General features: G+C 68.9%; 23 protein-coding genes and 1 pseudogene. 9 read left to right on the top strand and 15 right to left on the bottom strand.

Features of this window, described 5'->3' with window-relative positions; all coding sequences use genetic code 11:
* Window positions 1-50: 50 nt before the first annotated feature.
* Genes JHN45_RS38965 through JHN45_RS38955 form a run of 3 tightly spaced genes read left to right on the top strand, consistent with a single transcriptional unit; the run spans window position 51 to window position 3,194 of the window.
* Window positions 51-1,031, top strand: a complete 981-nt coding sequence (locus JHN45_RS38965) for an ABC transporter permease (protein ID WP_200714019.1) — start codon at window positions 51-53, stop codon at window positions 1,029-1,031.
* 50 nt (window positions 1,032-1,081) lie between these two features.
* Window positions 1,082-2,122, top strand: coding sequence for an ABC transporter ATP-binding protein (locus JHN45_RS38960; RefSeq protein ID WP_201054269.1), 1,041 nt, complete (start codon window positions 1,082-1,084; stop codon window positions 2,120-2,122).
* A 25-nt stretch (window positions 2,123-2,147) separates the two neighbouring features.
* Window positions 2,148-3,194 (top strand): ABC transporter ATP-binding protein, encoded by a 1,047-nt coding sequence (locus JHN45_RS38955; protein WP_201054268.1) that lies wholly within the window; start codon window positions 2,148-2,150, stop codon window positions 3,192-3,194.
* A gap of 134 nt (window positions 3,195-3,328) precedes the next feature.
* Here the strand turns inward: JHN45_RS38955 and JHN45_RS38950 are convergent, their stop codons facing one another.
* Entirely contained in the window at window positions 3,329-3,715 is a 387-nt protein-coding gene (locus tag JHN45_RS38950) for a VOC family protein (protein ID WP_201054267.1), read from the bottom strand.
* 138 nt (window positions 3,716-3,853) lie between these two features.
* Between JHN45_RS38950 and JHN45_RS38945 the strand changes: the two genes are divergently transcribed.
* On the top strand, window positions 3,854-4,615 hold the full coding sequence (locus JHN45_RS38945) for a class I SAM-dependent methyltransferase (RefSeq protein ID WP_307783321.1): 762 nt from the start codon (window positions 3,854-3,856) through the stop codon (window positions 4,613-4,615).
* A gap of 51 nt (window positions 4,616-4,666) precedes the next feature.
* On the opposite strand, the pseudogene JHN45_RS38940 reads toward JHN45_RS38945, so the two are convergent.
* The 8 genes and pseudogenes from JHN45_RS38940 to JHN45_RS38905 form a co-directional block, all read right to left on the bottom strand.
* Window positions 4,667-5,787, bottom strand: a pseudogene (locus JHN45_RS38940) (ABC transporter ATP-binding protein).
* An 11-nt stretch (window positions 5,788-5,798) separates the two neighbouring features.
* A complete protein-coding gene (locus JHN45_RS38935; RefSeq protein ID WP_200713299.1) occupies window positions 5,799-6,860 on the bottom strand; it encodes an ABC transporter ATP-binding protein in 1,062 nt (353 codons plus the stop codon).
* A gap of 8 nt (window positions 6,861-6,868) precedes the next feature.
* Window positions 6,869-7,849, bottom strand: a complete 981-nt coding sequence (locus tag JHN45_RS38930; protein ID WP_200713300.1) for an ABC transporter permease — start codon at window positions 7,847-7,849, stop codon at window positions 6,869-6,871.
* A gap of 93 nt (window positions 7,850-7,942) precedes the next feature.
* Entirely contained in the window at window positions 7,943-9,748 is a 1,806-nt protein-coding gene (locus JHN45_RS38925; protein ID WP_200713301.1) for an ABC transporter substrate-binding protein, read from the bottom strand.
* 125 nt (window positions 9,749-9,873) lie between these two features.
* Window positions 9,874-10,908, bottom strand: coding sequence for an ABC transporter permease (locus tag JHN45_RS38920; RefSeq protein ID WP_200713302.1), 1,035 nt, complete (start codon window positions 10,906-10,908; stop codon window positions 9,874-9,876).
* An 836-nt stretch (window positions 10,909-11,744) separates the two neighbouring features.
* Window positions 11,745-13,652 (bottom strand): translational GTPase TypA, encoded by a 1,908-nt coding sequence (gene typA / locus JHN45_RS38915; protein WP_200713303.1) that lies wholly within the window; start codon window positions 13,650-13,652, stop codon window positions 11,745-11,747.
* 153 nt (window positions 13,653-13,805) lie between these two features.
* Complete coding sequence (locus JHN45_RS38910) at window positions 13,806-14,411, bottom strand: hypothetical protein (protein ID WP_307783320.1); 606 nt, start codon at window positions 14,409-14,411, stop codon at window positions 13,806-13,808.
* Window positions 14,412-14,487: 76 nt separating this feature from the next.
* On the bottom strand, window positions 14,488-16,671 hold the full coding sequence (locus JHN45_RS38905; protein WP_201054265.1) for an ABC transporter family substrate-binding protein: 2,184 nt from the start codon (window positions 16,669-16,671) through the stop codon (window positions 14,488-14,490).
* Between the two features lie 292 nt (window positions 16,672-16,963).
* On the opposite strand from JHN45_RS38905, the gene JHN45_RS38900 reads away from it, so the two are divergent.
* The 4 genes from JHN45_RS38900 to JHN45_RS38885 are packed head-to-tail and all read left to right on the top strand — an operon-like array spanning window position 16,964 to window position 20,804.
* On the top strand, window positions 16,964-17,254 hold the full coding sequence (locus tag JHN45_RS38900) for a hypothetical protein (protein ID WP_019058435.1): 291 nt from the start codon (window positions 16,964-16,966) through the stop codon (window positions 17,252-17,254).
* A gap of 18 nt (window positions 17,255-17,272) precedes the next feature.
* Window positions 17,273-18,094: a hypothetical protein gene (locus JHN45_RS38895; protein WP_200713306.1), complete on the top strand. Its 822-nt coding sequence runs from the start codon at window positions 17,273-17,275 to the stop codon at window positions 18,092-18,094.
* Window positions 18,094-20,037 carry a fumarate reductase/succinate dehydrogenase flavoprotein subunit gene (locus tag JHN45_RS38890; protein WP_200713307.1) on the top strand — a complete coding sequence of 648 codons (1,944 nt, stop codon included), beginning with the start codon at window positions 18,094-18,096 and terminating at the stop codon, window positions 20,035-20,037. Before JHN45_RS38895 ends, JHN45_RS38890 begins: the two co-directional genes overlap by 1 nt.
* On the top strand, window positions 20,034-20,804 hold the full coding sequence (locus JHN45_RS38885; RefSeq protein ID WP_201054264.1) for a succinate dehydrogenase/fumarate reductase iron-sulfur subunit: 771 nt from the start codon (window positions 20,034-20,036) through the stop codon (window positions 20,802-20,804). The genes JHN45_RS38890 and JHN45_RS38885 overlap by 4 nt, the downstream gene beginning before the upstream one ends.
* 10 nt (window positions 20,805-20,814) lie before the next feature.
* Here JHN45_RS38885 and JHN45_RS38880 read toward each other — a convergent pair whose 3' ends face one another.
* The 5 genes from JHN45_RS38880 to JHN45_RS38860 form a co-directional block, all read right to left on the bottom strand.
* Window positions 20,815-21,093 carry a hypothetical protein gene (locus JHN45_RS38880; RefSeq protein ID WP_201054263.1) on the bottom strand — a complete coding sequence of 93 codons (279 nt, stop codon included), beginning with the start codon at window positions 21,091-21,093 and terminating at the stop codon, window positions 20,815-20,817.
* Window positions 21,094-21,264: 171 nt separating this feature from the next.
* On the bottom strand, window positions 21,265-22,056 hold the full coding sequence (locus tag JHN45_RS38875) for a hypothetical protein (RefSeq protein ID WP_201054262.1): 792 nt from the start codon (window positions 22,054-22,056) through the stop codon (window positions 21,265-21,267).
* Between the two features lie 101 nt (window positions 22,057-22,157).
* Entirely contained in the window at window positions 22,158-23,114 is a 957-nt protein-coding gene (locus tag JHN45_RS38870; RefSeq protein ID WP_201054261.1) for an NAD(P)/FAD-dependent oxidoreductase, read from the bottom strand.
* Window positions 23,099-23,575, bottom strand: coding sequence for an FAD-dependent oxidoreductase (locus JHN45_RS38865; protein WP_201054260.1), 477 nt, complete (start codon window positions 23,573-23,575; stop codon window positions 23,099-23,101). The genes JHN45_RS38870 and JHN45_RS38865 overlap by 16 nt, the downstream gene beginning before the upstream one ends.
* Before the next feature lie 142 nt (window positions 23,576-23,717).
* Window positions 23,718-24,263: a DUF4232 domain-containing protein gene (locus tag JHN45_RS38860; protein ID WP_200713312.1), complete on the bottom strand. Its 546-nt coding sequence runs from the start codon at window positions 24,261-24,263 to the stop codon at window positions 23,718-23,720.
* A 434-nt stretch (window positions 24,264-24,697) separates the two neighbouring features.
* Here JHN45_RS38860 and JHN45_RS38855 point away from each other — a divergent pair, with 434 nt between their 5' ends.
* The gene (locus JHN45_RS38855) at window positions 24,698-25,222 is read left to right on the top strand and encodes a sigma-70 family RNA polymerase sigma factor (RefSeq protein ID WP_201054259.1); all 525 of its coding nucleotides are present in this window, start codon (window positions 24,698-24,700) and stop codon (window positions 25,220-25,222) included.
* Between the two features lie 44 nt (window positions 25,223-25,266).
* Here JHN45_RS38855 and JHN45_RS38850 read toward each other — a convergent pair.
* On the bottom strand, window positions 25,267-26,306 hold a 1,040-nt coding region (locus JHN45_RS38850), incomplete at its 5' end, for a hypothetical protein (protein ID WP_236584594.1).

The following is a 26,306-nucleotide window of genomic DNA, read 5'->3' as shown; positions in this document are numbered from 1 at the left end:
ACACCCCTCACGCCCCGGCAACGGCGCCTCGTCCGGAAAGTCCTGACCCCATGTTCCGCTTCCTTGTCCGCCGTACGATCGGCGCGCTGGTCATTCTGCTGATCATCAGCGCCATCACGTTCTGGCTCTTCTACGCCGTCCCGCGTGACCCGGCCATGATGTCCTGCGGCAAGAACTGCACGCCGGCCTCGCTGGCGCAGATCCGGCACAACCTGGGCATCGACCATCCGATACCGGTCCAGTACTGGTACTGGCTCAAGGGCATCTTCGTCGGGCGTGAGTACAGCGGCTTCGGACACTGCAACGCGCCGTGCCTCGGCTACTCCTTCGCCAACAACGAGCCCGTCTTCGGCACGATCATGGACCGGCTGCCGCTGACCCTCTCGCTCGCCTTCGGCTCGGCCGTCATCTTCCTGATCTTCGGTGTCGGCACCGGCATGATCGCGGCGCTCAAGCAGGGCAAGTTCCTGGACAAGTTCGCGACCTCGGCCTCGCTGCTCGGCTCCTCGCTGCAGATCTACTTCGTCGGCTACATCGCGCTGTACTTCCTGGTCTTCAAGACCGGCATCCTCGACCAGCCCTCGTACACGCCGCTGACCGACAACCCCGCCGCCTGGTTCTCGGGTCTGCTGCTGCCCTGGCTGGTGCTGTCGATCATCTTCACCGCCAACTACACGCGTATGGCCCGCTCCCAGCTCGTCGAGCAGCTCAGCGAGGACTACGTCCGCACCGCCCGCGCCAAGGGCCTCTCCCGCGCCAACGTGTTCCTGCGCTTCGCCTGGCGCGGCGCGATGGGCCCGATCGTCACGGTGTTCGGCATCGACCTGGGCACCCTGATCGGCGGCGCGATCATCACCGAGCAGGTCTTCAGCCTCCAGGGCATCGGCCGTCTCGCGGTGATCTCCGTCATCCAGAGCGACCTGCCCATGCTGCTCGGCGTCACCGTCCTCTCCGCGGCGGCGATCGTGTTCTTCAACATCATCGTCGACGCCGCCTACGCCTTCATCGACCCGCGGATCCGGCTCGCCTGACCCTCCGCCCGTAACCCCTACCCCCCGCATCACCCCCCAGGAGCGTCCCCGTGACGAGCACCGATCAGCAGCCCTTCCTCTCCGTCAGGGATCTGAAGGTCCATTTCTCCACCGAGGACGGCATCGTCAAGGCCGTCGACGGGCTCTCCTTCGATCTCGCCAAGGGCAGGACGCTCGGCATCGTCGGTGAGTCGGGCTCCGGCAAGTCCGTCACCAACCTGACGATCCTGGGCCTCCACGACCGCGACCGCACGGCGATCGAGGGCGAGATCCTGCTCGACGACAAGGAGCTGCTCACCGCCTCCGAGCGGGAGCTGGAGCGGCTGCGCGGCAACAAGATGGCCATGATCTTCCAGGACGCGCTGGCCTCCCTGTCGCCGTACCACACGGTCGGCAAGCAGATCTCGGAGACGTACCGCAAGCACACCGGCGCCTCCAAGAAGGAGAGCCGGGAGCGCGCGATCGAGATGCTGAAGCGGGTCGGGATCCCCCAGCCCGAGGTCCGGGTGGACGACTACCCGCACCTCTTCTCCGGCGGTATGCGCCAGCGCGCGATGATCGCCATGGCGCTGGTCTGCGACCCGGAGCTGCTGATCGCCGACGAGCCGACGACGGCCCTCGACGTGACGGTCCAGGCCCAGATCATGGACCTGCTGAAGGACCTCCAGCAGGAGTTCGGCACCGCCATCGTGTTCATCACCCACGACCTCGGCGTCATCGCCGACATCGCCGACGACGTCCTGGTGATGTACGGCGGCCGGTGCGTGGAGCGCGGCACCAAGAAGGAGGTGCTGACGGACCCGCAGCACCCCTACACGCTCGGTCTGCTCAGCTCCATGCCGAGCCTCGAAGGACCGGTCGACGTGCCGTTGATGCCGATCCCCGGCTCGCCGCCCTCGCTGCTCAACCCGCCGTCCGGCTGCCGCTTCCACCCGCGGTGCGCCTTCGCCGAGAAGGTCCCCGGCGGACGCTGCGCCAGCGAACAGCCCGTGCTGGACGTGGTCGACGGCCGGGGCTCCGCCTGCCACCTCACCACCGAGCAGCGCCAGGAGCTCTTCGCCGACCTCACCGCCGTAGCCCAGCACAACTGACGTACTAGAAACGGGACTTCCCATCATGAGCGACACAACCCCCCTCCTGGACGTCAGCGGGCTGACCAAACACTTCCCGATCAAGGGCGGCTTCCCGATCCGTCGTACGGTCGGCGCCGTGCAGGCCGTCGACGGGCTCGACTTCCAGGTCGGCGAGGGCGAGAGCCTGGGCCTGGTCGGCGAGTCCGGCTGCGGCAAATCGACCACGGGCCGGCTGATCACCCGCCTGCTGGAGCCGACCGCCGGCAACATCACCTACCGCGGCCAGGACATCACCCACGCGGGCCGCAAGCAGCTGGCGCCGATCCGGTCCGAGATCCAGATGATCTTCCAGGACCCGTACGCCTCCCTGAACCCGCGCCAGACGGTCGGGAAGATCGTGTCCGGCCCGATGGAGATCAACGACATCACCCCGCCCGGTGGCCGCGAGGCCCGGGTCCGGGAGCTGTTGGAGATCGTCGGTCTCAACCCCGAGCACTACAACCGCTTCCCGCACGAGTTCTCCGGCGGCCAGCGCCAACGCATCGGTGTCGCCCGCGCGTTGGCCCTCGAACCGAAGCTGATCGTCGCCGACGAACCGGTCTCCGCGCTGGACGTCTCCATCCAGGCACAGGTCGTCAACCTGCTCCAGAAGGTGCAGAAGGAACTCGGCATCGCGTTCGTGTTCATCGCCCACGACCTGGCGATCGTCCGGCACTTCTCACAGCGGGTCGCGGTAATGTACCTCGGCAAGATCGTGGAGATCGCCGACCGCGACGACCTGTACGGCAACCCGCGCCACCCCTATACGCGGGCCCTGTTGTCGGCCGTGCCCGAGGCCACGGTGGACGAGACGCCGGCCCGGGACCGCATCCGGCTGGTCGGCGATGTGCCGTCGCCGATCAACCCGCCGACCGGCTGCCGTTTCCGTACCCGCTGCTGGAAGGCGACGGAGAAGTGCGCGACGGAGGCTCCCCCGCTGGTGCAGGTCGAGGGCAACAAGCCCGGCCACCTGACCGCGTGCCACTACCCCGAGACGGCGGACACGGTTCCGGCACCCCGTCTCGCCAAAGACCCCGAGGCGGCGGCCTGACACACCCCTTTAGTCAGCCGCCCCCTTCAGGAACGGACTTTCTCCGGCCCATTGACCCGAGCCCATGAACGTCCGGTTCCAGGGGACGAAGGCCCGCGCCCACCCAGGCGCGGGCCTTCGCCGTACCCGGGGGCTCAGCCCAACTCGCCCCGCTCCACACAGAATTCATTGCCCTCGGGATCGGCGAGGACGACCCAGCCGCCGCCGTCCGGACGGGTGTGGTCGGCGACCTTCGTGGCACCGAGTTCCAGTGCCCGCTCGACTTCCTGCGCGCGGGTCCGTCCGTGCGGCTGCAGATCCAGGTGGACGCGGTTCTTCGCGGCCTTGGCCTCGGGTACGCGCACGAAGAGCAGCGTCGGCCCGCCGCCCGGGTCGACGATCACCGCCTCCGGATCCCCGGGCTTGTCGTCGTCGGCCAACGGCCGCCCCAGCAACTCGCTCCAGAACAGGCCGAGTTCATAGGGGTCGCCGGTGCAGTCGAAGGTGAGGGTACGGATGCTGGGGTTCAAGGCATTTGTCATCGCGCCGAGCATCCCGGAGGGCGGCGCCGATGTCGAACGGCTAAAACGCTGGGCCCCTGGGGTCGGCGGGAGTTCGGAAGTCCGCAAGAAATGAACGGGTCCGCCGTCCGGCCGCTTCCCGTGTGGCAAGCTGCCGCAGTGGTCGATCGTTCGTTCACGGATCCTTCGCTCGCCGCGCTGTACGACAGCCTCAACCCTTGGGGGCCCGGCGACGACTTCTGTCTCGGGCAGGTGATGTCTGCCGGCACTGTGCTCGACATCGGGTGCGGCACGGGGCGCCTGCTCGGGCGGGCCCGGCGGGAAGGGCACCGGGGGCGGCTCATGGGGCTCGATCCCGCCGCCGCGATGCTGGTGCGGGCGCGGGCGCATGAACCCGGGGTCGAGTGGGTGCTCGGGGATCTGCGGTCGCGGGAGTGGCACGGCGAGTTCGAACTCGCCGTGATGACCGGGCACGCCTTCCAAGTATTGCTCGGCGACGAGGAGTTGCGCCTGGCGCTGGCCGCCGTACGCGCCGCGCTCGCCCCCGGCGGGCGGTTCGTGTTCGAGACGCGGAATCCGGGGGCGCGGGCCTGGGAGCGGTGGACGCCGGACCGGGTGCGGGAGATCCCCGACGGGGACGGTGGGGTCGTACGGGTATGGCACGAGGTCGAGTCCGTGGCGGCGGGTGGGGAGCGGGTGACGTTCACCGAGACCTTCGAGGGTGCCCGCTGGGCACGGCCGCAGGTCGACCGGACCACCCTGCGGTTCCTCGGGGCCGACGCCCTGGACCGCTTCCTCCGCGGGGCCGGGTTCGTCGTCGTCGAGCGGTACGGCGACTGGGGGCGGGGGCCCTTGACCGTCGCCGCCCCCGAGATCGTCACCGTGGCCGAACCCGCGGACCGGCACAACTGGGCGCCGTGACAGCGCCGTTGGGCCACCGGCGGAGCGGCGAGCGGCCCGACGGCGCCTCTGCTACTCGTCCGCCGAGTCCTCCAGCGCGGCCAGCGCCGGGTCCAGGACGATGTCCTCGTCCCGGGCCTCGATCGTCGGCTCCTCCGGGAAGTGGCAGGCCGTCAGGTGGGCGGCACGGTTGCCCTCGATCTGGATCAGTGGCGGTTCCTCGGCCGCGCACTTGTCCTGCGCCTTCCAGCAACGCGTGCGGAAACGGCAGCCGGAGGGGGGAGAGATCGGGGAGGGGACGTCACCGGCGAGGCGGATGCGTTCACGGCCCGCCGTGTCCTCGTCGCCGAGGTTCACCTCGGGGACGGCGGACAGCAGGGCGTGGGTGTAGGGGTGCCGGGGGCGGGTGTAGATGGAGTCGCGGTCGCCGACCTCGATGATCTTGCCGAGGTACATCACCGCGACCCGGTGCGAGAAGTGGCGTACGACCGCGAGGTCGTGGGCGATGAAGAGGAAGGCGATGCCGAGTTCCTTCTGGACCTCCTGGAGGAGGTTCACCACCTGCGCCTGGATGGAGACGTCCAGGGCCGAGACCGGCTCGTCGGCGACGATCAGCTTCGGTTCGAGGGCCAACGCGCGGGCGACACCGATGCGTCGACGTGGCCGCCGGAGAACTCGTGCGGGAAGCGGTTGTAGTGCTCGGGGTTGAGACCGACGATCTCCAACAGCTCGCGGACGCGGCCCTCGCGGCCACCGGACGGGTTGATGTTGTTGATCTCCATCGGGCCCGAGATGATCTTCCCGACCGTCTGCCGCGGGTTCAGCGAGGAGTACGGGTCCTGGAAGATCATCTGGATCTCGGAGCGGATCGGCGCCAGCTGTTTTCGGCTGGCATGGCTGATGTCCTGGCCGCGGTACGAGATCTTGCCCTGGGTCGGCTCCAGCAGCCGGGTGATCAGCCGGCCCGTGGTCGACTTGCCGCAGCCCGACTCACCGACCAGGCCGAAGCTCTCGCCCACGTGCACGGTCAGGTCGAGGCCGTCGACGGCCTGCACGGCGCCGACCGTACGGCGGATCGGGAAGCCGCCCTTGATCGGGAAGTGTTTGGTCAGGCCCTCCACCACCAGCAACGGGTCACTGGGGGCTTCCGGTACCGCGTCGCGCGGTGCGGGCAGGACGAGGTCCTCTGTCATGACGTCTCCTCCTAGCCCAGTCGGGGCTTGATCTCTTCGATGAAGATGGTCCGCTTCTGGTCCGCCGTGAGGTGGCATGCCGAGGAGCGGTCGGGGGCGAGTAGAGGGCGTTCGTTCACGCAGCGGGCGCCGCCGACCCGGTCCTGGAAGGTGCAGCGGGGGTGGAAGCGGCAGCCCGAGGGCGGGTTCAGGAGGGACGGCGGGGTGCCCGGGATGGGCGCCAGGGGCTCGCTCAGGTCCGAGTCCAGCCGCGGCATGGAGTTCAACAGGCCCCAGGTGTAGGGGTGTTGGGGCGAGCGGAGCACCTCGTTCGTGGTGCCGTACTCCACCGCGCCGCCCGCGTACATCACCATGATGTCGTCGGCCATGTCGGCGATCACGCCGAGGTCGTGCGTGATGAAGACGATCCCCGAGCCGAACTCCTGCTGCAGATCCTTCAGCAGGTCGAGGATCTGGGCCTGGACGGTGACGTCGAGGGCGGTCGTGGGTTCGTCCGCGATCAGCAGGTCGGGGTCGCAGACCAGGGCCATGGCGATCATCGCGCGCTGGCGCATACCGCCGGAGAACTGGTGGGGGTAGTCCTTCGCCCGTTCCTTCGGGTTGGGGATGCCGACCTTGCCGAGCATCTCCACGGCGCGGTCCCACGCGGTCCGTTTGGAGGCGCCCATGTGTTTCATGTACGGCTCGGCGATCTGGCGGCCCACCGTGTAGTACGGGGAGAGCGCGGTGAGCGGGTCCTGGAAGATCATGGCGGCCTTGTTGCCGCGGATCTTCTCCAGGTCGGGCTCGCGGGCGGTCGTCAACTCCTGGCCGTCCAGGAGGATTTCGCCCTCGACGGTGGTGAACATCGGGTTGTGCAGGCCGAGGATCGTCAGGTTGGTGACGGACTTGCCGGAGCCCGACTCCCCCACGATGCCGAGGGTCTTGCCGCGTTGGACGTCGAAGGAGAGACCGTCGACGGCGCGCACGATGCCGTCCTCGGTCTTGAAGCTGACGTAGAGGTCCCGCACCGAGAGAAGGGCACCCGCGTCGGCCGGCGAGGGAGCACCGGCTTCCTTGGTCAATGTGGTCACGAGTGCTCCTAGGCCAGCCGCACGCGCGGGTCGATGAAGGCGTAGCAGGCGTCGACGATGATGTTGAAGAGAAGGATCATGGTGGCGGAGAAGATCATCACGCCCAGCAGCAGCGGCAGATCGCTGTAGAACACGGCCTGTACGGCGAGTTGGCCGAGGCCCGGCAGGCTGAAGGTGTACTCGGTGATGATGGCGCCGCCGAGCAGCGCACCCAGGTCGATGCCGAAGATGGTGACGATGGGGATCAGGGACCCGCGCCAGGCGTAGCGGAAGAAGACGTATCTGCGGGACATCCCCTTCGCCTTGGCGGTACGGACGTGCTCCTCCTGGAGCTGTTCGATCATCGCCGAGCGCGCCATACGCGTGTACTGCGCGGCGAAGATCGTGGACAGCACCACCCAGGGGATGATCAGCCCCGTGAACCAGGTGACCGGGTTCGCGGTGAAGTCGTTGTACGCCGGTTTGTCGAAGATGTGGGTCTGGTAGACGAGCAGCGCCAGTGCCAGTGGTCCCAGGAAGTAGATCTGCATCGAACTGAGCACCATCGCCCCGGCCGTGGCCGTCTTGTCGATGAGCGTGCCGCGCTTCCAGGCGGCGAGCAGACCGGTACCGAGACCGATGACCAGGAAGAAGAACGCGCCACCGAGGGTGAGCGAGACGGTGGTCGGCAGCCGGTCGGTCAGCGTGCCCCAGACCGGGTCGTTGGTGTGGTACGAGTACCCGAAGCACGGGGCGGGGCAGGGGCCTTGGGCGAAGCCGTTGCTGCCCATGACGAGGTTCTTGAGGAAGATCCAGTACTGCGTGGTGATCGGCTTGTCGAGACCGAGCACATGGTGGATGTTCGCGAGGCTGGTCGGATTGCAGGTCTTGCCGCACATCAGCAGTCCTGGGTCCCGTGGCATCCCGAAGAACAGCAGGAACGTGACGATGCTCAGCAGGAACAGGATGACGACGGCGCCGAGGAACCGGCGGACGAGGAAGCGCAGCATGACAGGGGCAGCTCTCTGACGTCGGCGGGCCGCCCGGCACCCGGTGCGTCGCCCCGGAGGCGACGGGAGCACCGGGTGCCGGACGGACGGCGGTTACTTGACGAACAGGCGACGCGGGTCGACGCCGCCGATGACGTCGTCGTAGACGAGGCCGCCGACCTTGGAGCCGGCGATCTGGGTCTGCTTGTAGTACGCGGTCGGGACGAAGGCGACGACGTCCTTCACGAGGTACTCGTCGATCTTCTCCCAGGCCGCCGCGGCCTTGACCGGGTCGGTGATCTTGTTCGCCGCGTCGATGTCGGCGTTCACCTTGGGGTCGTTGACCTGCGGGTAGTTCTGCGCACCGTCGGCGATGACGCGTCCGTCGTAGAGCGGCGGGATGACGGTCGAGGCGGACGGCCAGTCGGCACCCCACGCGCTGTGGAAGATGTCGTAGTTGTTGTTGAGCTTGCTGACCTGGTCGTAGTAGGTCTCGGCCGGGATCTCCTGGCGCTGGACGTCGAAGCCGGCCTTCTTCAGGCCCGCCGCCATGGCGGTGGAGTACTGCTGGCCCTCGGGGGTGTTGATGTAGCCGAAGGTCAGCTTCATGTTGAGCTTGCCGGCCTTCTTCAGCAGCGCCTTGGCCTTGGCCGGGTCACCTGCGGGGTTCTTCTTCTTGCCCCACGGGTCGAACGCGGCGTTGTAGCCGGAGACGGTCGGGCTGATCGTGCCGCCGGCGGTCTCCATGGCGTCGGTGCCGCCGTAGGCGCGGAGGAACGGCGTGACCGGCAGCGCGTAGGCGATGGCCTCGCGGACCGTCTTGTCCTTCAGGGCCGCGTGGCTCAGGTTGATGTTCATCTGGCCCACGTACGGCTGGTAGCCGGAGATGGTGCGGGACTTCAGCTTCGGGTCCTTGAGCACGCTGGACAGGTTGCCCGCGTCGACCTGGTTGTTGAAGCTGAGGCCGGCCTGGTCGGCGCCGCTGTCGGCGAGGAGCGCCTTCGTCGACGTCTCGTACTGCTGGTTGAACGTGAAGTTGAACTGGTCCACGTACTGGTTGCGGATCGGGTCCGTCTTCGGGTCCCAGTTGGTGTTCTTCACGAGCACCATCGACTTGCCGGACTTGAACGACTGGATCTTGTACGGGCCGCTCGTGACCGGTGCCTTGTCGTACTTGACCTGGGTGTCACCCTTGGCCGACACGACGGCGTAGCCCGCCATGGCGAGGGCGTACGGCAGGTCGGCGTGCGGGGACTTGAAGTGGAAGATGACGGTCTTGGCGTCCGGGGTGTCCAGGACGGTGCTCGGCAGGTGCTTGCCCTTGTACGGGCCGTCCGGCAGGAGCTTGCGGTAGTCGACGCCGGAGGTGTCGGCCAGCCACTGCTGGAGGTAGGTCGGGCCCTGGTTGATGTAGGACGCGAAGAGCCGCTCGAAGGTCTGGCGGAAGTCGGCCGACGTGATCGGCGTGCCGTCCGCGAACTTTATGCCGTCCTTGAGGGTGTACTTCCAGGTCTTGCCGCCGTCCGAGGGGGTGCCGGAGTCGGTGGCGAGGTCACCGACGACCTCGTGCGTCTTGCCGTTGTCGCTCGCCTTGTAGCCCGTCAGGCCCCGGTGGATCAGGGTCGCCAGCGAGCCCTCGTCGGAGACGTAGATCTGGGCCGGGTCGAGGTGGGCGTAGCTGTCACGCTGGAGCACCTCCATCGTGCCGCCCGCCTTGGCGCCCGGCACGGCCGCGGCCGGTCCGGTGGAGTCGGCGGCGTTGCCGAACTTGATCGACTTCTGCTGTCTTGCCGCGTTCTCCTTGTCCTGCTTGTTGTTGTCGCTCGCGTCGCTGCCGCCCTTGCTGCAACCGGTGAGCACAAGAGCCCCGGCCGCGAGCACGGAGAGCGCGGCGTATACGTGGCGTCCGCCCCTACTCATCACTCAGTTTCCACCCATCTGTGTGTCACCAGTGCACAAAGGAATTCCCGTGCTGGATCGCCGTGCTGGATTGCTGTGCTGTGTTGCCGTGCGGTATCCGGGCGCGGACGCCCACCAACGGACGGTCAGCGTGCCGTCTTGGGATCGAAGGCGTCCCTGACCGAGTCCCCGAGCAGGTTGAAGGCCACGATGAAGATGATCATCGAGACACCCGGGAAGAACATGTAGGTGATGTCGTTCGACATCACGAGTTCGGTGGACGCCTTGGAGAACATCTGTCCCCAGTCCGGCGTCGGTTCGACGATGCCCACGCCCAGGAAGGACAGTCCGGCCTCGGCGGTCACGAAGCCGGGAAGCATGTACGTGGACTGCACGAGGATCGGCGTGACCACGTTCGGCAGGATCTCCTTGCTGATGATCCGCCAGGACGAGGCTCCGCTGACCCTGGCCGCCTCGATGAACTCCCGTTCGCGCAGCGCCAGACTGGTGCCGCGCAGGATCCGGGCGAGGCTCATCCAGCCCAGGAACCACTGCACCGCGATGAGGGCCACGACCCGGACGTAGGTCGGTGTCTCGTCGGTCGGGCTCACGAAGAGGGAGACCACGACCGGCATGCTGGCGATGAAGAAGAGCTGGGCCGGGAAGGCGAGCAGGAAGTCGATGACCCGGCTGATGAAGTAGTCGGGCTTGCCGCCGAGATAGCCGGACGCGACACCGAGCAGGATGCCGGTGAGCACGGTCGCGACCGTCACGCAGACGGAGATCATCAGCGAGGTGCGGATGCCGTAGATCAGCTTGGTGAACACGTCGTAGCCGTTGCCCGGTTCGAGGCCGAACCAGAACTGGCTGCTGATCCCGCCGTTGGGCTGCAGCGGCACACCCGCGCTGTCGAAGAGCTCGGGGCGTTCGTCCGCGTACACGGTGTACGGGTCCTTGCCGTACAGCTTCGAGATCAGCGGAGCGAGGAGTCCGACGAGGAAGAAGAAGCCCACCACGTAGGCGGAGACGACGCCGGTGCGGTCGCGCTTGAAGCGGATCCACATCAGCTGGCCGGGCGACCGGCCCTCCAGCTTCTTGGCCTCGGGTTCGGTCTTCGGCCCTGGTTCGCCGTCGACGACGACCGAGGTTCCGCCGCCCTCAATGTCGATAGGACTTGTCACTGTTCGCCCATTTCACAGGTGTGGGTGTGCCGAGCGGGCGATCCGCGCAGGGTGTGCGCGATCGCCGGTCGGTTCCAGGAGAGAGGTTCGAGACGTCCCGGGCGGCGGGAGATCCCGCAGCCGGACGCGCGTAGTTGAGCGGCTGCACTAGGCAGCCGGCCGACTCCTCAGAGCCAATCTCCGTATGGGCGGCCGAAGTTGCTACTGACGGACGGCGTGTCCCACCTGGCGTTCGTGACACCACGCATGGGGCTCCTCCTCATGACTCCACGTGTTCACCAACAGGAGGGGGTTGACGCCTTTCCCCCGTCACCCCTGACGGAGGGTCAGACACCCCCTGGTGCTCGCGAGTCGGCGCCGTCCCCACGGCGCGATGACCCATTGACCCGAGCGTTACGCGGCTAACTATCTGCCATGTGCCAGGTGCCGACCACTGTCTTTAAATCTCAATTCAGTCACAGCTGACGCTCACATCTTCCAAAATCCGGACAAAGGGTTTGGCGAAAGATGCCTGCGAAACGGACTTGTTACACAACTTTCGGACACGGCTCTCCGCATTGCGGACGAACGGAGGGGGAAATTCGCTTGCTTCCGGCGACGGAGGATCAACCTCCACGTCACAGGCCGGAAGAGCGTCGGACGGCCGGAAACGCCGGTCCGCATTCGGACGACTTTACCTAGAGACAACCTTGGGCACAGGCCCGGGGGTCACCACGGCGAAATCATAGGGAAAACCCTGTAGCCCGTCGCGCGCGTGCGCCGGGCGCGGCGAACGCACCGAGCCCGGGCACCCCCGACAAGGGGGTGCCCGGGCTCGGTCGGGCCGTGGCGGTGCGTCAGCCGTGCTTGGCGCGGCTCGCGGAGCGGCCGCGCTCCTTCTGGTCCAGGACGACCTTGCGGATGCGGACGGCCTCCGGGGTCACCTCGACGCACTCGTCGTCGCGGCAGAACTCCAGGGACTGCTCCAGGGAGAGCTTGCGCGGCGGCACGATCGCCTCGAAGGAGTCGGCGGCGGCCGAGCGCATGTTGGTGAGCTTCTTCTCCTTGGTGATGTTCACGTCCATGTCGTCGGCGCGCGAGTTCTCGCCGACGATCATGCCCTCGTACACCTCGGTGCCGGGGTCGGTGAACAGCACACCGCGCTCCTGGAGGTTCGTCATCGCGAACGCGGTGACGGCACCGGCGCGGTCGGCGACCAGCGAGCCGTTGTTACGGGTCGTCAGCACACCGAACCACGGCTCGTGGCCCTCGTGGATGGAGTGGGCGATGCCCGTGCCGCGCGTCCCGGTGAGGAACTCGGTACGGAAGCCGATGAGACCGCGCGAGGGGACGACGAACTCCAGACGGACCCAGCCCGAGCCGTGGTTGGACATGTTGTCCATCCGACCCTTGCGGACGCCCATGAGCTGCGTGACCGCGCCCATGTGCTCCTCGGGCACGTCGATCGTCATGCGCTCGACCGGCTCGTGCACCTTGCCGTCGATGATCTGCGTGACGACCTGCGGCTTGCCGATGGTCAGCTCGAAGCCCTCACGGCGCATCTGCTCGACCAGGATGGCCAGCGCCAGCTCACCGCGGCCCTGCACCTCCCAGGCGTCGGGACGCTCGGTGTCGAGGACGCGCAGCGAGACGTTACCGATCAGCTCGCGGTCCAGACGGTCCTTGACCTGACGGGCCGTCACCTTGCGGTCCTTGACGGCCGCCTTCGCGGAGGCGCCCTTGCCGGTGCCGCCGCGGCCGACCAGCGGCGAGGTGTTCGTACCGATGGTCATGGAGATCGCCGGCTCGTCGACCGTGATGAGCGGCAGCGCGATCGGGTTCTCCGGGTCGGCGAGGGTCTCGCCGATCATGATGTCCGGGATACCGGCCACGGCGCAGATGTCACCGGGGCCCGCCATCTCGGCCGGCTTGCGGGTGAGCGCCTCGGTCATCAGCAGCTCGGTGATGCGCACGTTGGACATGGTGCCGTCGCGCTTGATCCACGTGACGGTCTGGCCCTTGCGCAGCTCGCCCTGCTCGACGCGGAGCAGCGCGATACGGCCGAGGAAGTTGTCGGCGTCCAGGTTGGTGACGTGCGCCTGGAGCGGGGCCGCCTCGTCGAACTCGGGGGCCGGGACGTGGGACAGGATCGTGGAGAAGAAGGGCTCCAGGCTGTCGCTGTCCTGCGGGACCGTGCCGTTCTCCGGCTTGGTCAGCGAGGCGACACCGTCACGCGCACACGCGTAGACGATCGGGAACTCGATCTGCTCCTCGTCCGCGTCGAGGTCCAGGAAGAGGTCGTAGGTCTCGTTGACGACCTCGTCGATCCGGGAGTCGGGGCGGTCCGTCTTGTTGATGCAGAGGATGACGGGCAGGCGCTGCTGGAGCGCCTTGCGCAGCACGAAGCGGGTCTGCGGCAGCGGGCCCTCGGAGGCGTCGACGAGCAGCACCACCGCGTCCACCATCGACAGACCGCGCTCGACCTCGCCACCGAAGTCGGCGTGGCCCGGGGTGTCGATGATGTTGATGGTGATGACATCGCTGCCATCCTTCGGGTGGTACTTCACGGCCGTGTTCTTGGCCAGGATCGTGATGCCCTTCTCACGCTCCAGATCGTTCGAGTCCATCATGCGGTCGTCGAGCGATTCGGCGGCGTGCGCAGCGAAGGCACCGGCCTGCTTCAGCATGGCGTCGACGAGGGTCGTCTTCCCGTGGTCGACGTGGGCGACGATTGCGACGTTGCGGATGTCGTGGCGCGTGGCCATATTGCGGCGTACTCCCGGAGAGTGAGGAAGGCCTGCGCGTACGTCTGTGTTACGCGGACCCTGCCGGGCTGGACACGCCACGGCCTTACCCCATCGTACGTGGCGTACGGGGACGGGGCCTCCGCAGGGCAGTGCGGGTGGGGGCGGGAGCGGTCAGACGCCCGTCACGGCCGGGGATCCGGCGGGGCAGAGCTTCACGGCGGCGACCCTGGCCGGGACGCCCTCGGAGGGCTCGGAGCAGGGCAGGAACCCGCCGCCGTAGGTGTCCCAGGTCTGCACGTGACCGTGTACCGGCTGGTTCAGTCCGCAGGCGTAAGTGAAGTCGGCCTCAATCAGGTCGACCGACTCCCAGGTGTAGTAGCGCTGCCGGGGGCCGGTGAGCTCGTCGAAGAAGTCCGTCTTCTCCTGCCCGGCCGTCTCGGACGGTCCGGCGAGCGGGTCCTCCGTCTTGAGGTGGGCGCCCAGCGCCTCGATCACGCGGGCCGGGGTGACGCCCTCGGGCGGGTGGGTCACGGTCGGGCGGTAGACGGTGTCGGAGACGGGTTCGATGACGCCCTGGTACCCGCCGTCGGCGTAGGTGATCCGGTCGGGCAGTCCGGTCAGCCGTTCCACGTGCCGGATGCCGGACCAGGTGTAGGTCCCGTGCGTACAGATCGTGGCCGCCCCGGCGGCGGCCCGGCCGTCGTCCGTGGCCACGGCTCCGCAGCCGGCCGTGCCCAGCAGCACCACCGCGGTCAGCGCCGCACTCCAGCTCCGCACAGCCCACCCCCGTACGACAACCGCCGCCCCGCGACTACCTGCGGGACGGCGGCCGTGCTCGTCATCTGCGGTGATGCTAGCCCTTGGACGGGCTCGCCGAGGGGTGGGCCCCCTTCTTCAGGAACCCCATGTCCTCGTAGACCGGGGTCTGGAAGCCGAAGGAGCCCGCGTTGACGATCGTCCTGCGGGCGGCCGTGAGCTGGGGGCGCTGGTAGAGGGGGATGGAGCCGGCCGCCGCCCAGATGCGGGCGTCGGCCTTGCGGACGAGGGCGGCGGACTCGTCCTCGTCGAGGGTGGAGGCGGCCTGGTCGAAGAGCTGGTCGACCTGGTCGGTGCCGACGCGGGTGTAGTTCTGCTCGACGTTCAGGGAGCCGTCCGCGGCCGGGACCGGCTTGGCGAAGATCGGGCGGGCGTCGGTGGCGGGGTAGGCGGACGCGGGCCAGGAGTAGAGGGCGAGGTCGTACTGGCCGGACGCGATGTGGTCCTTGAAGTAGCTGTCGTCGGACACCTTGGTGATCTCGGTGCGGATGCCGACCTTCTCCAGCATGCGGGAGATGCTGTCGGCGACCGCGCTCAGCGACTCCGAGCCGGTGCCGGAGGGGAGCACGAAGCGCAGGGTGAGCGGCTTGCCGTCCTTGGCGAGCGTGCCGGTCTTCGCACCGGCCGGGGCCGCCGTGCCCTTCGGGGCGTACGCGCCGGGCGCCCCGCCCTGCTTCACCTTGCGGCCGTCGTACTGCTTGCCGTCGGCGAGGTGCTTGGAGCCCTCGTCGCCGTGCCCGTGCTTCTTGGTGTGGTCCTGCGGGTCCTTGTTGTCCTCGCCGACGATGTACTGGCCGTCGGAGCCGCCCTCCGAGGCGGCGTCGTCGTCGGCCTTCTTGCTCTTCCTGCCCTCGGCGCCGGCCGCCTTCTCGCCCTTCTCCTTGACCGGTCCGCCGGCCACCCAGCCGGCGTCGGTGAGCAGCGCCTGCGCCTCCGCGGTGTCGTGGTCGCCGAGCGCGCCGCTGTTGTCGGCGTACGCGGCCTGTCCGGCGAGCGCGAGGTGGCTGCCGACCGGCACGGCGGGCAGGCCCAGCGGGGTGAGGACGACCTTGGCGAGGGCCTCCCGGTCGAGCGCGCGGGCCACGGCGCGCCGGACGCGTTCGTCGGCGAGGGGGCCCTCGGAGCCGTTGAGGGCGAGCTGGGTGTAGGCGGGCTCGAAGGAGCGGCGGACGGTGAAGGCCCTCAACTCGTCCTGCTGGCGCAGGTACTTGGCGAGCGCCTTGCGCTCCTTCTTGCTGAGCTTCTTCTCCTTGGGGCTCTCGCCCTTGTTCTCGTCCTTGCTCTCCGTGTCGTCCGTGGCGCTCGCGCTCGCACCCTGGAGCGGGGTGCCGGTTCCCTTGGCACGGCCCGCGAGCGCGATCCGGCTCGCGTCGGCGGGGTCGACGGCGGCGAGGTCGACCGTGCCGTCGGCGAGCGCGGCGGCCCGCTTGTCCAGCGGTACGGCGGCCAGCACGATCTGGGAGAGCTTCGCGGGCCTGCCCCACCAGTGCGGGTTGCGGGCGAGGACGATCTCCTTGTCCTTGCGGTCGACCTTCTGCAACGAGAACGCGCCGGCGGTGACCTTCAGCTTGCGGCGCGCCCCGTCGTTGAAGGCGTCCGGGGTGCCCATGACGTCCTTGGGGTACAGCGGCGAGAACAGTGACTTCCAGTCGGCGTAGGGCCTGCTGAAGGTGACCTTGACCTCGAGGCTGTTGGCACCCCGCTCGATCTTCTCGATGCGGTCGTAGCCGGCGTTGCGGGCGGTCCAGTACGCGGAGTCCTTGCCGGACAGGGCGCGCCACTGGGCGGCGAAGTCGGCGGCGCCGATCTCCCGGCCGTCGCTCCACACGGCCTGCTGGTCGAGCTTGTAGAGGACGACCTGCTTGGGCGAGGTGTCGACGACCTTCGCGGACTCCAGGTAGTCGGCGTCGCGCTGCGGGCGGCCCTGCGCGTCGAGCCGGAACATGGCGGGCAGGACGGCCTGGGCGACGCGGGTGGTGGCGTCGTCGGCGTCCGACTGGAAGGCGTTGAGGGTCTCGGGCACGTCGTCGACGGCCCAGCGCAGGGTGCCGCCGTCGGCGACCAGGTCACGCGCGACGGGCGCGATGTCCTGTCCGGCCAGCGGCTTGCCCGACTCGTCGTCCGAGCTGCACGCCGAGAGGGTGGGCACCGCGAGCGCGCCCGCGGTGAGGAAGGCGACCGAGCGCATGACCGCGCGCAGTCTGACGCCGTCGTGGGACATCACTGCTACCTCCGGTAAGCCGCGGGCTTCTGATCGCTTTTGGTGGTATATGGAGCTGATCAGATCTATGCGGCCACTGAAGAGGAAACGGTTCGGCCTCAGGGGACGACACGGCGAGGGGCGCCGGGAAGCCCACCCGTGCGGCGCAATGTTCGAATCTGCCCCCGTACACACCAACGCACCCCGGCCAATCCGTGCACACCGCTTCCCACCGGCAGGTGTGGCGCGCAACACTCGCAGGCGCATGAACGTTGCCGTCCAGGGCCGACGCCCACGGAAGCGAGGTCACGTCATGTCCGTGCACGACGAACTGACGTCAGTCCAGCGCTGTCTCGACGACCTGTTCAGGTCGGTGGGACGGCTGGAGAACCAATTCGGCAGCGGCGGCCTGGAGATGCGCAGGGTCAAGGCCGACGCCGACCGGCTGCGCGAGAGCGTGGCGCTGCTGCGCGACGCCGCACCAGGGATCGAGCGCCCCCGGCGCCCCGATCTCGTCTCCATCCCCGACACCCCCTACGACAACACCCTGTGGACGGACTCGGACGACGAAGGACTCGGCGCCCACGACCGCCACGCACCCTGAACCGACCGGAGTCCTGAGTTGGCCACTGGTACGGAACCCCATCCGAACAGCGGCGGCGTACGCACCGGTACGCGCGCCGCCATCGACGCCCCACATCTGCGGACCGACCGCTGGTGGCTGGCCCCGGCCGTCACCGCCGCCGGACTGCTCGCCTTCGTCGTCTACTCGACCTGGCGGGCCTTCGCGGACAGCAACTACTACTCGGCGCCCTATGTCTCGCCGTTCTACTCGCCCTGTCTGGCCGAGCGGTGCAGCACCATGCACGCGGGCCCGAACGCCGACCTCTTCGGGAGCTGGTGGGGCATCTCGCCCGCCATCATCATCCTGATCTTCCCGCTCGGCTTCCGCCTGACCTGCTACTACTACCGCAAGGCCTACTACCGCGGCTTCTGGGCCTCTCCCCCGGCCTGCGCGGTGGCCGAGCCGCACAAGAAGTACACGGGTGAGACCCGCTTCCCTCTCATCCTCCAGAACGTCCACCGGTACTTCTTCTACGCGGCCCTCCTGGTGGCGGGCACGCTCACCTACGACACCGTGCTGACCTTCCGCGACGAGCACTACCACTGGGGCCACATGGGCCTGGGCACCCTCGTCTTCGTGGCCAACATCGTGCTGATCTGGGCGTACACGCTCTCCTGCCACTCCTGCCGGCACATCGTCGGCGGCAAGCTCAAGCACTTCTCCAAGCATCCCGTGCGCTACAAGGCGTGGAAGTTCGTCGGGAAGCTGAACAACCGTCATATGCAGCTCGCCTGGGCGTCGTTGATCAGCGTGGCGCTCGCGGACTTCTACGTGTACCTGGTCGCCTCCGGCGCTTTCGATGATCCGAGGTTCTTCTGATGTCCGTGGTCGAGCGACAGGAGTGGGACGTCGTCGTGGTCGGTGCCGGTGGCGCCGGTCTGCGGGCCGCCATCGAGGCGCGCGAGCGCGGAGCCCGTACGGCGGTGATCTGCAAGTCGCTGTTCGGCAAGGCCCACACGGTGATGGCCGAGGGCGGCATCGCCGCGGCGATGGGCAACGTCAACTCCGGCGACAACTGGCAGGTCCACTTCCGCGACACCCTGCGCGGCGGCAAGTTCCTCAACCAGTGGCGCATGTCGGAGCTGCACGCGAAGGAAGCCCCGGACCGGGTCTGGGAGTTGGAGACCTGGGGCGCCCTCTTCGACCGCACCCAGGACGGCCGGATCTCCCAGCGCAACTTCGGCGGCCACGAGTACCCGCGCCTCGCCCACGTCGGCGACCGTACGGGACTCGAACTGATCCGCACGCTCCAGCAGAAGATCGTGTCGCTCCAGCAGGAGGACCACAAGGAGACCGGCGAGTACGAGTCGCGTCTGAAGGTCTATCAGGAGTGCACGGTCACAAGGGTGTTGAAGGACGGGAGCCGCGTCTCCGGGGTCTTCGCCTACGAGCGCGAGACGGGCCGCTTCCTGGTCCTGGAAGCGCCCTCCGTGGTGATCGCGACCGGCGGCATCGGCAAGTCCTTCAAGGTGACGTCCAACTCGTGGGAGTACACGGGCGACGGCCACGCGCTGGCACTGCTGGCGGGCGCGCCCCTGCTCAACATGGAGTTCGTGCAGTTCCACCCGACCGGCATGGTCTGGCCGCCGTCCGTGAAGGGCATCCTCGTCACCGAGTCGGTGCGCGGCGACGGCGGGGTGCTGCGCAACTCCGAGAACAAGCGGTTCATGTTCGACTACATCCCCGACGTCTTCAAGGAGAAGTACGCCGAGTCGGAGGCCGAGGGCGACCGCTGGTACGAGGACCCGGACCACAACCGCCGTCCCCCCGAGCTGCTCCCCCGCGACGAGGTCGCCCGCGCCATCAACTCCGAGGTGAAGGCGGGCCGCGGCTCACCGCACGGCGGAGTCTTCCTGGACGTGTCGACGCGTATGCCCGCCGAGGTCATCCGGCGCCGACTCCCCTCCATGTACCACCAGTTCAAGGAGCTGGCCGACGTCGACATCACGGCGGAGGCGATGGAGGTCGGGCCGACCTGCCACTACGTGATGGGCGGCATCGCGGTCGAGTCGGACACGGCGGCGGCACGCGGGGTACCGGGGCTGTTCGCGGCCGGCGAGGTGGCCGGCGGCATGCACGGCTCCAACCGGCTGGGCGGCAACTCCCTTTCCGATCTCCTGGTGTTCGGCCGCAGGGCGGGCTGGCACGCGGCGGATCACGCGGCCGACCTGGCGGACAGCCGCCCGCAGGTCGACGACACAGAGGTCGACTTGGCGGCAGCGGAGGCGCTGCGTCCCTTCTCCGCCGAAGGGCCGGAACCCGGCAAGGAGAACGGGCGCCCGCCGGAGAACCCGTACACCCTCCACCAGGAACTCCAGCAGACCATGAACGACCTCGTCGGCATCATCCGCCGCGAGGGCGAGATGGAGCAGGCGCTGGAAAAACTGGCGGATCTTCGAGTACGGGCCCGCCGGGCGGGAGTCGAGGGCCACCGGCAGTTCAACCCGGGCTGGCACCTCGCGCTCGACCTCCGCAACATGCTGCTGGTCAGCGAATGCGTGGCGCGGGCCGCCCTGGAGCGCACCGAGTCGCGCGGCGGGCACACCCGCGAGGACCACCCCGGCATGAACCGCGACTGGCGCCGCATCAACCTGATCTGCCAACTCACCGACCCGACAGGCGGGTTGGGGGCGACGGACCCGGTGGCGGCGCAGATCGCCCTGACCCGTGAGACGACCGACCCCATCCGCGCCGACCTGCTCGCCCTCTTCGAGAAGGAAGAGCTGGTCAAGTACCTCGCCGAAGAGGAGCTCTACGAGTGAACAGCTACGAGGCCCGCTTCAAGGTGTGGCGGGGGGACGTCAAGGGCGGCGGCCTGGAGGACTTCAAGGTCGAGGTCAACGACGGCGAGGTGATCCTCGACATCATCCACCGCATCCAGGCCACCCAGGCCTCCGACCTCGCCGTGCGCTGGAACTGCAAGGCGGGCAAGTGCGGTTCGTGCTCGGCGGAGATCAACGGCCGGCCCCGGCTGATGTGCATGACCCGCATGTCGGTGTTCACGCGTGAGGAGACCATCACGGTCACCCCGCTGCGCGCCTTCCCGGTGGTCCGCGACCTGGTCACGGACGTGGGCTTCAACTACCAGAAGGCCAGGGAGGTTCCGGCGTTCGTGCCGCCGCAGGGCGTCGCGCCCGGCGAGTACCGGATGATGCAGGAGGACGTCGACCGCTCGCAGGAGTTCCGCAAGTGCATCGAGTGCTTCCTGTGCCAGGACACCTGCCATGTCGTCCGTGACCACGAGGAGAACAAGACGGCGTTCGCGGGCCCCCGATTCCTCATGCGGGTCGCGGAGTTGGACATGCACCCGCTGGACGCGGCGGCCGAGAGCGGCCTCGACCGCAAGAAGACCGCCCAGGACGAACACGGCCTCGGCTACTGCAACATCACCAAGTGCTGCACCGAGGTCTGCCCCGAGGGCATCCACATCACGGACAACGCCCTGATTCCCTTGAAGGAACGGGCAGTTGACCGCAAGTACGACCCGCTGGTGTGGCTGGGGTCGAAGATCAGGAGGCGTTCTTCGTAGGACCTTCCGGTTACCGGAGCGTGGGATGCCGGCGGGCGCGGGACTGGCACACGAAGCCGAGGACGATCAGGGCGAGGCCCAGGGGTCCGAAGAAGTCGATGGACCCAAGCCACAGCAGGGACCATTCCGTCCCCAGGCCCGCGGCCGTCAGCAGTCCGCCGCATCCCCACAGCCACGGTCGTACGACACTGTCCCGCAGCCCCGACGGGAGCCAACCGGTCGTCAGCGCCATCGTTCCGGGTATCGCCGCCAGCACACACGCCAGCCCACCGAGCACCGTCCACAGCATGGCCCACCCCCCTCAAGGCTCGACGGATCATCGCACCCCTGGCTGTGAACAGCACCCGTTTTACATCGAGCAGTCATCCGGTCTGGGAAGTGAGCAGTTCTCGGGGGGATGGTGTCGGTACGCGCTTCGGACGGACGGGAGGAAGGGAGGCCGCGTGACCGTCGTACGTGTTCAGGGGCGGGTGAGAGGTTCTCCGTCGAGTTCGTGGCGCCACAGGATGTCGCTGACGCGTTCGACCGCCGAGGTGAGGTGGCGGCGGTAGGTGCTGAACGGCAGGCCCAGGCGCTCGGCCGCGGCCTCCTGCGTCGGCGCGGCCTTCAAGTAGGTGGTGGTGAGGGCACGGTGGCGTTTGTCGCCGCCGCGCTCCAGCAGCAGGGCGTCCATGGCGCGGGCGAGGACGTCGGCGAGAGTGCCGCCGTCGGCCACGACGACCCGGCTGCGGTTGAGGGGGTTGTCGGCGGGCCGCGCGGGGTGGCGCAGGGCACGCAGGGCGTCCCGTACCGCCGCGTCGAACTCCGGGCGGGACAGGACGACGAGTTCGGTCGGCTCCGTCGGCCGCGGTGCCGTGCCCGCGGCGGCGGCCGGTTCCGGTTCGGGGCAGCCGGTGCCGGACAGCGCGACGTCCGCCTTCGCCGCCAGCCAGGGGACGACGGGCTGGGCACGCCAGTCGTGGGCGAAGAGACGGTAGGAATGCCCGCCCACCACCGGGTCGGTGTCGGTCGGGAGCATGTCGAAATGGCCCAGGTGCCCGTCCCAGAAGCCGTCGTCGCGCATCACGACGAACGACCAGGCGAGCCGGTCGGCGCGGAAGATCTCGCCCATCGCCCGCCACTGCGTGAGGGTCGTGGCCGGGCCGGGCCGCTGGTAGTGCGCGGGGTCGACGGTGAACCGGGCCAGGGCCAGGTGCTCCCCGGCGCGCAGGGGTTCGTTGGCGCGGGCGTGCGCCCAGGCCGCGGCCACCACGGGGTCGGCGTCCGCGCCCCCGGTGGGCCGTGGAAATGGATCCGTGGATGCGGGCCCGTAGATTCCGTGGATGCGGGCCGTAGATTACGTCGGCTACGTCGTCAGGCGCCTTGCACGGCGCTGAGCAGTGCGCGGCGGGTGGGGCCGGGTTCGGCGTAGCGGGGAGTGCCCGGTGCGAGCGCGAGCACCTTCTCCACCAGGCCGGTCTTGAGCAGGGCCTCCTCCGGAGTGGCCAGGAGGCAGGCCACCTCGGCGAGTCCGCGGAGCACCTCGGGATCCATCCAGCGGACGGCCTCGACGGCGACCTGCAGATTCCAGGCCTCGTCCGCCGTCGTGTACGTCCCGCCCCGGATCTCGGCGTCGATCTCGGCCAGCCGGTGCCGGTCCCAGAGCGCGAAGGTGTCCCAGACCGGCGCGAGGAAGGTCTCGGTGACCCGGTCGAACCTCAGGGCGAGGTCCACCGGATCGTCGAGGCCCACCGCGCGCACGGCGTCGCGCAGCAGTGCCGCGTGCCGGAATCCCATGGTCATGCCGGTGCCGAACTGCGGATTGACGGTGGCCCAGGCATCGCCGACCGGGACGATCCCGGCGACCAGGGGCCGGCCGTCGACCCCCGCGCGAAGCCGCCGGCTCTCGGTGCCGCCCATCGCCTGCACGTCGGTGAGCGGCTCCGCCTCCCCCAGCGGCGCGAACCACGGGTACAGCTTCAGCGCCCGCTGCCAGGCGTCGGCGTCCGTCAGGGCGCGCAGTTCCTGGTCGCGCCCCGAGGTCACCAGCGTCACCGACCAGGTGCCGTTGTCGCCCGGGGCGGAGAGCACGCTGACGCTGTCGTGGTGGCACAGTGGCCACGGCGCCTGCGGTCCCGGTGCGCCGTCGGCCGAGCGGAAGAACCTGGTGTAGTAGCGGAATCCGGTCTCGGCCCGCTGCTCGTCGGGGGCCGCGCCGATCCCGGCGAGCAGTTCGGCGACCGGCAAGTTGCGGCCGCCCGCGTCGACCACGAGATCCGCGGTCAGGGACTCGCCGTCCCGCGTGAGCACACCGGTCACCTGCGGGGACACGGCGGTACGGGCGTCGCCGGTGAGCAGTCGGTCACCCGCACCCCGCGTCGTACGGTGACGCCGGGCGTCCGTTCCGCCTCCGCCAGCAGGGCCGCCTCCAGGACCGGGCGCCGGACCGCCACGGTCTCGTACCGGACGTCCTCCGGGCGCCGTCCACCGAGGCCCGCCAGGCCCCAGGTGCCGGCGATCATGTTGTGGCCCGGGCGCCCGCCCAGGGCGAGCAGCCGGTCGACGACGCCCGGAAGCTCGTCCCGCAGCAGACGCAGCCCGCCCGGCAGCAGACAGTGCGTCTGCCGGAACTGGTTGACCCCGGGCCGCCGCCACCCCTGCCAGACCGCCTCGGCGTCGGCCTCCGGCGGCACGGGGTCACGGTCGACCACCGTGACCTCCACACCCTCCGCCGCGAGCAGCATCGCGGTGACCAGGCCCGTCGGGCCCGCGCCCACTACCAACGTACGCATCGTCGTTCCTCTTTCTCGAACAGGGCAAGGCGTCCAGATTCGGCAGCGGAACTGCTCACTTCCCAGACCGATTGACTGGTCAGAAACGACGGGGAGCAGGGACGGAGGCGAGCAGGGACGGCGGCGGCCACGGCTCAGTGGCTCAGTAGAGCGCCTTGTCGATGCTGCTCTGCCAGAAGGTGACAGTGGCGGCGCTGTTGAAGTAGACCCCGTTGTGCGACAGCTTCAGGGTCTTCTCCGGGCCGACCGAGCCGTTGAGCGCCCGGTTGGCGAAGAGCACGCCGAGCGTCCTGACCTTGTGGCCGCTGTTGCCGTCGGGCGTGGAGGTGGTGATCCCCGCGTAGGCGGACTTGCCGGGCTTCACGGTGACCACCGCCTGCGGGACGGAGTCCTCGTCCCAGAACACCGCGGCCTGGGCATCGGCGCCGGCCCTCAGGTACGGGGCGCCGTAGGCGTAGCACGGCTTGGTGCCGGTGTTGGTGGCCTTCAGCAGCAGGTGGTTGATGGGCCGGGTCACCGGGCTGACGGTCACCTTCATGTGGGCCGTGGTGCAGGCCGTGATCGCCGCGGCCCGCTGGGGAGCGGCGTCGGCGGACTGCGCCGCCGCCTGCACACCGGCCGCGGCGAGGACGGCGACGAGCGCGGAGGGGGCGAGGGTACGAGCGGTGCGGCGGCTGAAGATACGCATGACGGACTGCCTTTTCTGTGGATGCCGGTTCTGTGCCGGCTCTGTGGATGCCCGGGTACGGCGAGTGCTGCCGGGTCGGACGGCCCAAGACTGTGGGCGCGGTCGTCCCGGACGCGAGACCGACAGCCGATTACGGGACGCTGGAACACCGGAATGGCGCCTGACCTGCGAATTCCCCCGAAGCCTGGAACGCCGACTGGAATACGCGGTGCGGCAGCGGCACATGTGCGGGGCACGTGAGGCCGTACGAGGGCCGTGTCCCTATGCACCGGGGCCGGTCAAGTGAGCGGCGAATGGTCTGGGAAGTGAGCAGTCGGCGCGACGATGCTCGGCCTCCCGAAGGCGTCGGAAGACCGACGCGTGCATGCCGTGGTGTGCGGGCCCCCACCCACGCCCCCAGCCACCGCTCGACACCCGACAAGGTGCCCCACTCCATGAAATCCACCGCCCGCGCGGACAAAGAGGACTTCGTCCGCGCCGTCTACCACCATCACGGCTCAGCCCTGCTGCGCTACGCCGCCCGCCTCCTCGACGGCGACTGGCACACGGCCGAGGACGTCGTCCAGGAGGCCACCCTGCGCACCTGGACCCGCTACGACCACATCGACGGCCGGCCCGCCGAACTGCGCCCCTGGCTCTTCACGGTCGTACGCAACCTCGTCATCGACCACCACCGGGCCTGCCGCGTCCGCCCCCGGGAGACCGACAGCGTCGACGACCTCGACCTGCCCGTGCAGGACGCCGCCGACCGCATCCTCGACACCCAGCTGGTCCTGGACGCACTGCCCCGGCTGACCGCCCAGCAACGGCAGATCCTCGCCCTGACCTACTACCGGGGCTGCCCCATAGCGGAGATCGCCGAACTGCTCGACATCCCGCCGGGCACGGTCAAGTCCCGCACGCACTACGCCCTGCGCGCCCTCAGGACGGCCCTGGCGGGCCGGGTACGCCACCCCTGACTCCCTGTCAGATCTGTTCGCACTCGGGGGAGTTGGGCGTGGGCTCAGCGCACCCAACCCTCCCGGTACGCCGTCCAGTCCGCCTCCGTCGCCGCGAAGTCCACGTACAGGGCCACACCGAAGTTCGCGCGGTCCGCGTCCGTACGGGACAGGCCGAGGCGTACGCCCCGGACGGCGGCGGGAACGGTCTCGGCGGCACCCCGGTGGCCGAACCGGTTCTCGTGGAAGAAGGGCAGGCCCATGAGGAGATCGGTGGAGTCCGGGGTGACCTCCAGGGCGAGCGAGGTCTGCTGGGCGACATAGCCGCCGTAGAGGCTCTGCAGGGGCTGCATGGTGTCGTACGACATGACGGCGATCTGGTCGACGCGACGGGCCACCTGGCCGAAGTAAGCCTGCGACCACCACTTGGGGTGGTCGGTGAGGGTGCCCCAGAAGGAGTGGAAGGCGGGGAGCGGGTCGATCTGGTGGGCGGCGACGGAGAGTTGGGCGTTCCGGGACTCGGTGACGTCGTGCAGCCGGTCGAGCAGGTCGAGGTAGTCGCGGTCGCCGGAGTGCAGGGGTTCCAGGTCGAAGTGGGCGCCCTCGAAACCGGCGTCGAGGATCTGACGGGTGGAGGCGACGATCGCGGTACGGGTCTTCGCGCGCTCCAGCCGCAGACCGTCCGGACTCTCGGTGGCGAGCTTGTCCCCCAGCCAGGCCTGCACGCGTACGCCGGGCAGCGCACGGTGGACGGACTCGATCAGCCAGGTAGCCCTGGGGTAGTCCGCCTCAGGGAGGGTGCCGTCGTGCTCCAGGGGCCCCGAATGGACGTACAGATCACGAATACCGGTCCCCTTCAACCGACGCGCCAGCGCGGCAACATCCGCATCGGTCTTCCGCCCGTCCACCCAGGCATGCCCCAGCCAGATCGCGTCCTGGTTCCTGGTGTAGGTACCGGCCACGGGGTCACCGGCGTAGTTCACACGGAGGGCGACCTCGGCGGCGAGAGTGGGAAGAAGCAGGAGGAGGACAAGCGCGATGGCGGTACGGCGGGTCCAGCGGGCCCACTTCCGGGGGGACGGGGTGCGGTTGGCGGGCTTGGTGG

The sequence above is a fragment of the Streptomyces sp. MBT53 genome (assembly GCF_016654115.1).
In the GTDB taxonomy this organism is placed as follows: domain Bacteria; phylum Actinomycetota; class Actinomycetes; order Streptomycetales; family Streptomycetaceae; genus Streptomyces.
This window is presented reverse-complemented; position numbering and strand designations above follow the sequence as displayed.